Annotated in this window: 3 protein-coding genes; 1 reads left to right on the forward strand and 2 read right to left on the reverse strand. The window is 72.1% G+C overall.

Annotated elements, in window-relative coordinates:
* Positions 1-46: 46 nt before the first annotated feature.
* A complete protein-coding gene (locus ABZS97_RS43575) occupies positions 47-856 on the reverse strand; it encodes an ATP-binding cassette domain-containing protein (RefSeq protein WP_356149488.1) in 810 nt (269 codons plus the stop codon).
* 1 nt (position 857) lies between these two features.
* Positions 858-2,654, reverse strand: a complete 1,797-nt coding sequence (gene leuA / locus ABZS97_RS43580; RefSeq protein ID WP_356149492.1) for a 2-isopropylmalate synthase — start codon at positions 2,652-2,654, stop codon at positions 858-860.
* Positions 2,655-2,838: 184 nt separating this feature from the next.
* On the opposite strand from leuA, the gene ABZS97_RS43585 reads away from it, so the two are divergent.
* On the forward strand, positions 2,839-3,528 hold the full coding sequence (locus ABZS97_RS43585) for an FCD domain-containing protein (protein ID WP_356149495.1): 690 nt from the start codon (positions 2,839-2,841) through the stop codon (positions 3,526-3,528).
* Positions 3,529-3,657: the final 129 nt, after the last annotated feature.

Consider the following 3,657-nt stretch of genomic DNA (forward strand, 5'->3'; position numbering starts at 1 on the left):
GCGGCGCAGACCCAGCGGGGCGAGCCCGGCGCCCGCGACGACGTCCTCAGCCGATGCCTGCTCCCGCCGGGCGACCGGACCGTACGTTCCAGCGTCCGTCGACGCGGGTCAGGCGGATGGGATGGCCGAAGCACCTGCTGACCTGATCGCTGGTCAGCACCTCGTCGGCGGGGCCGGACGCAAGACAGCGCCCGTCGCGCAGCAGCATCACATGGGTGGTTCCGGGAGGGAGTTCCTCCAAGTGGTGGGTGACGAGGACGGACGCGAGATCCGGACAGGTGCGCTGAAGTGTGTCGAGCCGCTCGATGAGCTGTTCGCGTCCGGCGACGTCCAGGCCGGTCGCGGGCTCGTCGAGCAGCAGCAGCCGGGGACTGGGCATGAGAGCCCGGGCGATCAGTGCGCGTCCCCGCTCGCCCTGGGAGAGGGTCGGCCACCGTGCCGCGCGTCGGTCGCCGAGTCCGAGCAGACCGATGAGGCGGTCGGCCTGGGCGAGTTGCTCGGAGGTGGGTGCCTGGCGGGGTACGCGCTCGACGGTGTTCGTCAGTCCGGTCAGGACGACGTCGTGGACCTTGAGGGGTGAGTTCAGCGGATGCCGTGGGTTGACGTGGCCGACGTAGGAGCGAAGCTCGCGCAGGTCGACCCGGCCCAGCCGCCGGCCCAGCACGTCGACGGTCCCGCGAGTGGGGTGGCCGAGTGCGCCGAGAAGACCGAGCAGGGTGCTCTTGCCTGCCCCGTTGGCTCCCAGCAGTGCCCAGTGCTCGCCTGCCCGCACGGTCAGCGACACCTCGCGCAGGATGGGACGGCCGTCGCGGACGACCGCCACGTCCTGGGCGTGGAGTACCGCGGGTGCGTTCACGTCAGGCCTGCCCGGAGCGGTTGACGGCGGCCAGGACGGCGTGGACCGATGCGGTCAGGACGGAGGTGTCCCGGCCCGCCCCCCAGCAGACGACGTCGCCGACGCGGCACTCCGTGTAGGCCACGGCCGGGCTGCCCTCTCCGGTGGCGGTGGAGTGCTCGCTGTAGCTGAGGATGTCGACGGTGATCCCCGCCGTACGCAGGGCGTCGGCGAGGGCGGACAGCGGTCCGTTTCCGGAGCCATGGCAGGCGCGCTCCCGTCCGGCGGTGCGCAGCGTCCCGGTGAAGCGGTGCTCACCGGGGGCGGTCTCCGTGGTGCTCCAGGAGACCAGCGCGACCGGGCCCTCCAGAGCGGGCGTGATGTAGGTGGTGCGGAAGAGTTCCCCCAGTTCCTTGGCGGAGAGTTCCTGGCCGGTCGTGTCGGTGACGTGCTGCACCGTTCGGGAGAAGTCCGGACGCAGTGCCTGAGGCAGGTCCAGGCCGTGGTGCGTCCGCAGGAGGTGCGCGATACCTCCCTTGCCGGACTGGGAGTTGATGCGGATGACCTCCTCGTACGTCCGGCCGATGTCGCCCGGGTCGATGGGCAGATACGGCACCGCCCACGGAGCCACCTCGACGGGGAGGCCCTTCTCGACGGCCTGCGCGGCGTGACGGGCCATGCCCTTGGCGATGGCGTCCTGGTGGGTGCCGGAGAAGGCCGTGTGCACGAGCTCGCCCCCGTAGGGGTGACGGGGGTGCACCGGCAGCCGGTTGCAGTGCTCCACCACCTCGCGCACCGCGTCGATGTCGGAGAAGTCGACCATCGGGTTCACGCCCTGCGCGTACAGGTTGAGGGCCAGGGTCACCAGGTCGACGTTCCCGGTGCGCTCACCGTTGCCGAACAGACAGCCCTCCACGCGCTGCGCCCCGGCCAGGACGGCGAGTTCGGCGCATGCGACGCCCGTGCCGCGGTCGTTGTGCGGGTGGACCGAGAGGATCACGGAGTCACGGCGCGTCAGGTGGCGGTGCATGTACTCGATCTGGTCCGCGTAGACGTTGGGGGTGGCGATCTCCACGGTCGCGGGCAGGTTGTGGATCACCGGCCGGTCCGGGCTCGCGTCCCAGAGCTCGGTGAGGCTGTCGCACACCTCCAGGACGAAGTCGGGTTCCGTCAGGTTGAAGACCTCGGGGGAGAACTCGAACCGGATGTCGCTGCCGCCGCGCTGCGCCTCGGCGCCTCGCAGCAGATGGGCGGCGGCATCGCTGACCATCTGGTGGACTTCGGTGCGGGAGCGTCCCAGCACCACGTCGCGCCAGGTGGGCGCGGTGGCGGTGTAGAGGTGGACGAGGGTGCGGGGGAGCCCTTCGACGGAGGCGAGGGTCCGGTCGATGAGGTCGCGCCGGGCCGGGGTGAACACCGAGATGGTCACGTCGTCGGGGACCGCGCCGCTGTGTGCCAGGTGGCGTACGAAGTCGAAGTCGGTCCGGCTGGCGGAGGGGTAGCCGACCTCGATCTCCTTGAAGCCCATGGTGACGAGGAGGTCGAACATGCGGCGCTTGCGTGCGGTGTCCATCGGCTCGGCGAGTGCCTGGTTGCCGTCGCGCAGGTCGACCGGTACCCACAGCGGTGCCCGTTCGAGGTGACGTGCGGGCCAGGTCCGGTCCGTCAGGGGGAGGGCGACCCGCGCCTGTGCGGGCTCGTAGCGGTGGTGGGGCATCGCGCTCGGGCGTTGCGGGTTCCATCGTGGTGCGTCCGCGGGGATGTCGCCCGAGGGAGTGCGCAGGGTGGGGAACTCCGTGGTCCGGAGGGAGGCTGGCATGGTGCGGAACTTCTTTCGGTCGGCCGTCCAGTGACCGGCGCAGCCCGACACCCGCTGCGGGGGGCCGGTCGTGTCAGGCCCCGCAGCGGCGGACGAGGAGAAGGAGCTCGCGCAGCGGCATGCCGGGTACACTAACGACAACTCAGGTCCTCAGACAACCTGAGAGGTAGTGGAAAGGGTGAACGTGTCACTGGACGCCTTGCGGCCATCCCCCTTGGTCGAGCAGGCCACCGAGCGCCTGCGTGAACAGATCACCGGCGGAAGCTGGCCCGTGGGAACGAAGATCCCCGGTGAGACCACCCTGGCCGCATCCCTCGGCGTGGGGCGCTCGACCGTCCGCGAGGCACTCCGAGCCCTGGCCGGAGCAGGCCTGGTGCAGGCACGCCAGGGCTCCGGCGTCTTCGTCATCGCGACCAGGCCCCACGAGGACTGGTCCACCCGGCTGCGCCAGGCGGCCATCACCGACGTCTACGAAGTCCGCATGCTCGTCGAGGTCGAAGCGGCGCAACTGGCCGCGCGACGCCGGACCGACGACGACATCACCGCCCTCGGCGAAGCCCTGGCCGGGCGCCGCGACGCCGCGGGCGCCGGTGACGCCGAGTTCGTCGACGCCGACATCGCCCTGCACGCCGCTGTGGTGGCCGCCGCGCACAACCCGGTACTCGAGGGCCTGTTCACCGAGTTCGTCCCGGTGTTGCGACGCGGGCTGATCGACCTGGTGGAACTGCTCGATCTGCGCTCCGGCACCCCGAACCACGGCGACGACGGGCACGCCGCACTGGTGGACGCCGTCACGCGGGCGGACGCGGAGGCGGCCGGAAGCATCCTGCGCGACGAGCTGCAGCGGACCCTCGCCCAGCTCCACGCCAGGTGAAAACACGGTGGGGGGGGCCCCCCCCGGGGCCGGGCCGCCCCCCCCGGGGGGCGGGCTGACTCGGGGGGGGGGCCCGCCGGGGGGCGCGGGGCGGCCGCGGGCGCGCCCCCCGGGCCGGCGGGCCGGCGG

The sequence above is a fragment of the Streptomyces sp. NPDC005485 genome (assembly GCF_040606085.1).
Classification (GTDB): Bacteria; Actinomycetota; Actinomycetes; order Streptomycetales; family Streptomycetaceae; genus Streptomyces.